The sequence below is a fragment of the Zongyangia sp. genome, from assembly GCF_965361945.1.
Genome location: NZ_CBDTOK010000089.1, coordinates 1 through 5,349, shown reverse-complemented (window position 1 = coordinate 5,349; position 5,349 = coordinate 1). Strand labels below are relative to the sequence as shown.

At 51.7% G+C, this 5,349-nt stretch carries 7 protein-coding genes; 2 read left to right on the top strand and 5 right to left on the bottom strand.

Annotated features, from left to right (window positions below):
* Positions 1-50: 50 nt before the first annotated feature.
* The 3 genes from ACZ25G_RS05680 to thiW all read right to left on the bottom strand — a co-directional run bounded on the left by ACZ25G_RS05680 (position 51) and on the right by thiW (position 2,462).
* Positions 51-236, bottom strand: a complete 186-nt coding sequence (locus ACZ25G_RS05680; protein WP_191482310.1) for a hypothetical protein — start codon at positions 234-236, stop codon at positions 51-53.
* A 103-nt stretch (positions 237-339) separates the two neighbouring features.
* Entirely contained in the window at positions 340-1,695 is a 1,356-nt protein-coding gene (locus ACZ25G_RS05675; RefSeq protein ID WP_463681829.1) for a sodium-dependent transporter, read from the bottom strand.
* A gap of 257 nt (positions 1,696-1,952) precedes the next feature.
* A complete protein-coding gene (gene thiW, locus ACZ25G_RS05670; protein WP_342680653.1) occupies positions 1,953-2,462 on the bottom strand; it encodes an energy coupling factor transporter S component ThiW in 510 nt (169 codons plus the stop codon).
* Between the two features lie 231 nt (positions 2,463-2,693).
* On the opposite strand from thiW, the gene ACZ25G_RS05665 reads away from it, so the two are divergent.
* Both ACZ25G_RS05665 and ACZ25G_RS05660 read left to right on the top strand, forming a co-directional pair.
* Positions 2,694-3,068 (top strand): hypothetical protein, encoded by a 375-nt coding sequence (locus ACZ25G_RS05665; protein WP_463681828.1) that lies wholly within the window; start codon positions 2,694-2,696, stop codon positions 3,066-3,068.
* Between the two features lie 67 nt (positions 3,069-3,135).
* A complete protein-coding gene (locus ACZ25G_RS05660) occupies positions 3,136-3,804 on the top strand; it encodes a TVP38/TMEM64 family protein (protein WP_463681827.1) in 669 nt (222 codons plus the stop codon).
* Between the two features lie 87 nt (positions 3,805-3,891).
* Here the strand turns inward: ACZ25G_RS05660 and trmB are convergent, their stop codons facing one another.
* Both trmB and ACZ25G_RS05650 read right to left on the bottom strand, forming a co-directional pair.
* Positions 3,892-4,557: a tRNA (guanosine(46)-N7)-methyltransferase TrmB gene (gene trmB, locus ACZ25G_RS05655; RefSeq protein ID WP_463681826.1), complete on the bottom strand. Its 666-nt coding sequence runs from the start codon at positions 4,555-4,557 to the stop codon at positions 3,892-3,894.
* Positions 4,558-4,560: 3 nt separating this feature from the next.
* Positions 4,561-5,349: MATE family efflux transporter (locus tag ACZ25G_RS05650; RefSeq protein WP_463681825.1), on the bottom strand; the 789-nt coding region annotated here is incomplete at its 5' end.

Sequence of the window (5,349 nt, the reverse complement as noted above, 5' to 3'; positions counted from 1 at the left end):
AAAAAGGGAAGGCCTTGAATACCAAGGCCTTCCCTTTTTATATGATAACTTTAGTCCCTTTTACATTTGACACCGGCTAGCTCACAGAAGTTTGCAAAACTGCCAAAGTCTTCTTGAAAAATGTCCGGGCCATATGCCCCTCCGTTTTGGAGATATTCCCGTTGGCTTAAGGTGCTTTGATTCAGGGTATGGGCAATATGGCTGATATCTTTAATAATAGACAGCTCCGATAACATGATGTTTTCCCTCCTTCCGGGAAATGCATTCCAGGACTATCGGCTCGGCTGCGCCGCTGGGCAGGCGGGAGAAGCTGCTTCTCCTACGGCGCACCGTACGGCATTATGCCGGAAGCAATCCGGTGATCAGGATCACAAGGATGAGGATGGGAGCGATGTATTTGAGGATCACCGACAGGACCTTTTTCAGCTTGATAGCGCTGGGGGAGCCGATGACCAGCTCCTGCATCAGAGCGTCGGTGCCCCACACATGGCCCACAAAGACGCACATGAGCATGGCGCTGATGGGCATGAGCAGCTTATCGGTAAAGAAGCTCAGAGCGTCGAAGAGATTCATGCCGCCGATGAGGACATTGGAGAGGGGCCCCATGGAAAGGGAGGCGAAGACGCCGAGAAGAGCCATGAGGGAAGCCATAATAATAGTGGCTTTTTTGCGGCTCCAGTGGAAGTTGTCGATAAAGTAGGCGGCGACGACCTCCAACAGGGAAATGGCAGAGGTGGCGGCGGCAATAAAGACCAGGATGAAGAATAAAAATCCGAAGAAAGCGCCGAAGGGCATGTCAGCAAAAACAGCCGGCAAGATGGAAAAGATCAAGCCCGGGCCGGCGGTGGGCTCAAAGCCCAGGGCAAAGACGGCAGGCAGGATGGCGCAGCCAGACAAAATAGCGGCAAGGGAGTCCAGCCCCACCACAATGCCGGTGTCCTTGGCGATGTTGGTATCCTTTTTCAGATAGCTGCCATAGGTGATGGTGATGCCCATCCCCAGGCTGAGGCTGAAGAAAACCTGGCCCATGGCCTGTACCATGGCATTGCCTAGGTCGCCAATTGAAGAAACCGCGGAAAAATCGGGGACAAAGAGAAATTTTAGACCTTCCCCGGCGCCGGGCAGGGTGACGGAACGGACGGCAACCACCACCACAATGACAAAGAGGGCAGGGAGGAGAATCTTGCTCATCTTCTCGATGCCTTTGACAACCCCCATGACCACCACGATAGCGCAGAAGGCCATAAAGACCAGGTGCCAGACCACCGGTTCCACCGGGCTGGCCACAAAGTTGTTAAAATAAGCGGCGGGGTCGGAGCCGAAATTGCCTCCGGAAGCAAAAGCAACGATATACTTGGTAACCCATCCGCCCACTACGCTGTAGTAGGAGAGGATGACAAAGGCGCAAAGCACTCCCAAAACGCCCACGAAAGTCCACTTTTTGTTGAGCTTGCGGTAAGCGCCGATGGCGTTGAGCTGGGTGCGGCGGCCGATGGACATTTCCGCCATCATGATGGGCACGCCCAGCAGTAATACAAATAAGATATAAAATACGAGGAAAATCCCACCGCCGCTATTGGCCGCGATATAGGGAAATTTCCACAGATTCCCCAGGCCAATGGCTGAGCCGGCGGAAGCCAAGATAAAACCTAGGGAAGATGTAAACTGTCCCCGGTTTTTCGGTGTCTGTGACATAACAATACCCCTTCTTTATTGATAGTGCTCCCGTCCTTCCTCCTACCAAAGACAGGAGTGCTGGGACAGAAGCCCCAGCAAGGTTACTTTACATTCTACCGGAAAAACGTCGGGATTTCAACAAAACTCCACATAAAATTTCTGGATGGTTATCATTTTTGCATAAAAAGTCAGAAAAAATGAAAAATCGGCAATGTTTGTGGACAATATAGAAAAACAAAACCAGGCTTCGGGCCGATTTTTCAAAAATTAGCAAGTCATCGGGAAGAAAGACTTTTCTGAAGCTGATCCAAGGCCCTGGTGCGCTGCAACACCAGCAGGATGACCAGGGAGATCAGCGCGCCGCCAAAAGAACTGACGCCAAAGGGGATGACAAAGCCAAAAACAGCGGCTTCCTGGGAGAGAAAGAAGGTGGCGAGAGGATAGGCGGCAAGCGCTCCTAGGATACCGGTACCGAATACCTCCCCAATGACCGTGGGAATCAGCATTTTGGTCTTCCGGTAGACCAGCCCGCAGAGCAGGGCGCCGATCATGCTGCCTGGAAAGGCCAGAATGCTGCCAGTGCCCATGAGCACCCGGATGAGAGAGGTGACAAAGGCCATACCGCAGGAATACCAAGGGCCGAGAAAAACGCCGGCCAGGACGTTGACCATATGTTGGATGGGGAAACATTTAGAGACGCCGATGGGGATATAAAAGGCGCTGCAAACCACTGCCAACGCGGTGAATATGCCGGCAAAAGCCAGCTTTTTAATGCTGCTGTTCAAAGAATAGACCTCCTAAAACCGTATGAAAGCACGGAGAAATATGGCAAAGAGCCGGATACACACAAAAATTACAATAGAACAAATAAAGGGCCCTGTCAAGGGAAAAAAGGGAATTTTGTCACGAAAGGTTAAGAAAAGGTTCAGAAATTCGGCGGTGATTTGTGAGACTTTTTTTGACAGGAGATGTTATAATAATACATATTGCAATGAAACAAAAGGAGAAGGAACCATATGCCTAGGTGTTTATACTGTCACAAGGAGATCGGCGAAGCGCCCATCTTCCAGTTGGACAACGGCGGCGGGTTTTGTTGCAGTGAAAGCTGCAAGAAGGAAGCGGCGGCGTATATGGCCCGATCCCGGAAATATAAAGGCTGGTATCTGCTGATGATCATCCTCTCCCTTGGGCTGTGGGCCTGTGCTTTTTTCTCTGCCCTTTCCCTCTCTATTGGGGGCGCAGCCTTGATTGTCTGCGGTGTACTTGGTATTCTCTTCCCATTTGGCCCCCGCTGGGCCATGGATCTCTTGGGAATGGAGCGAACGCTGAAAGCCGGTATCTATTTCGGTACTTTTTTGGTTGTCGTAGGAATTCTTTCTGTGTTACAATAAAAAGAAAAAGGTTGAAAGCGGGTGATGGAGCGTGGCGCCCTTGACCGGGCCGCAAAAGAAGCAGGAGATGCGTATGCGCATTTTCCGCTATGTGAGATTCCTGCCCTTTGTGGCCATCCTTATCGCTTTGATCCTCTTTGGAGCCAATCTTAAAAATATATCCTTTGAACAGCTGGTCCATTTTTCTCCCGACAACTATCTTTTGGCTGTTCTTTTTTTCATGGGTATTTACGCACTGAAATCTGTATCGGTCATCTTTCCGTTGGTGGCCATCTATCTGGCGGCCGGCGTGGTATTTCCCACCCCATGGGCCATTGTCATCAATTTCCTGGGCCTCGCCGTCTGCACCACGCTGCCCTATCTTCTGGGGAAGATCTGCGGCCAGGAAGCCGTCAGTACCCTGCTGGGCCGTTTTAAGAAGGCGAAGCGGCTGGAGGAAATCTCCATGCAAAACGGCGTCCTGGTCTCCTATCTGTTGCGGGTGGTCAGTATCCTCCCAGGGGATATTGTCAGCATGTTCCTGGGCGCTTACGGTATCCGCTATCCCAGTTATGCGATAGGCTCCATCTTAGGGCTCACGCCGATTATGATTCCCGCTACCATGATGGGCAGTTCTATTACCGATCCCTTTTCCCTCAGGTTCTTGCTCTCCTTCCTGGCTATGATTGCCATATCCTTAGTTTCCTCTCTCCTCTGCAACCGGTATATGCGAAAGAAAAAAGAAGACAAAAGATAAAAGAGACGGCTTTTTGAGCCGTCTCTTTTTGTTTGTACCAACGATGGCTTTAGATAAAAGGAACTCTGTCAGCACTACCGCGAAGCCTTAGGAAGCTACCGCAATGAGAAACTTGATCGGAATCCCCTGTTCAGAGAACATGGCTTCGTGTTCGGTGGGGATGTTGCCCGCAAAGCCGCTGTGATGCAGGTCCAGGGTCTGGTAGCGGATGGAAAACCCGCACTCCTCAAAGTAGTGGACAGAATCGGCAAAAAGGGAATCGTCATCGGTTTTAAACCAGATTTCCCCGCCGGGGGCCAAAAAGGTTTTGTATTGCTCCAGCTGCCGGGGATGGGTCAGCCTCCGCTTGCGGTGTTTGGTCTTCTGGCTCCAGGGATTGCAGAAGTTGATGTAAATCCGCTCCACCTGGTCCTGCGGCAGAAGGAGGGTAGAGATCCGCTCGATATCCTGGGAGAGGATGCGGATGTTGTCTAAGGGCAGCTGGCATTTGGCATAGGCGGCCTCAATCTTCCGCTTGGCCAGCACCAGGACCTCGCTTTTAATATCGATGGCGATAAAATTAATTTCAGGATGGGAGGAGGCTAGGGAGGCCATAAACTGGCCTTTGCCACAGCCCAGCTCCAGCCACAGAGGCTGGGGACGGGCAAACTGTTCCTGCCAGTGGCCGGCTACAGCAGCTTTTTCCTCTTCGTTAATGCAAAAGGGGCAGGCGAAAAGTTCCGGCCGAGCCCAGGGCTTTCTTCGTATTCTCATAATTTAATCTGCACCTCGGGGAAGTTGTTTGATTCTTTTCCCATAGATATAGGCGAACATTCCCAAACTGGCCAGGAAGGAAATAAGCTCCGCAATGGGGAAGGCCCACCAGACACCTACGGCACTGTTGAGCCAGTGGGAAAGGAAATAGGCCACGGGAAGAATGACGATAAGCTGACGCAGCAGGGAGATGAGCAAACTGACAAAGCCGTTGCCAATGGCCTGGAAGAAGGTAGAGAAGACGATGCCCAAAGCGGCGAAGACAAAGCAGATACTGATGATCCGCAGGGCGGGGACGCCGATTTCCAGCATCTGGGGGGTGGCGTTAAAGAACATGAGCAGTACCTGGGGGATCAGCATAAACACCAAGGTGCCCACCGCCATGATGGCCACAGCGATCACCAGGCCGATTTTGGTGGCGTCCAAAAGTCGTTTGCGGTTTTTGGCGCCGAAATTGTAGCCCATAATGGGCATGATGCCGTTGTTGAGGCCGAAGACCGGCATAAAGACAAAGGACTGGAGCTTATAATAGACCCCCAGCACCGCCACTGCGGTGGAGGAGAAAACGGTCAAAATGGCATTGAGGCCGACAATGAGCACGGAGGCGATGGACTGCATGACAATGGAGGGAAAGCCCACCTTGTAGATATCGGCCACAATGGACCACTGGAACTTAAAGCTTTTAAAACTGATTTTGACGGCGTGGTCCTTGGTTTGCAAAATGTAAGTGCTGTAGATCATGGCCAAAATCTGGCCGATGACGGTGGCGATGGCAGCCCCTTTGACCCCCAT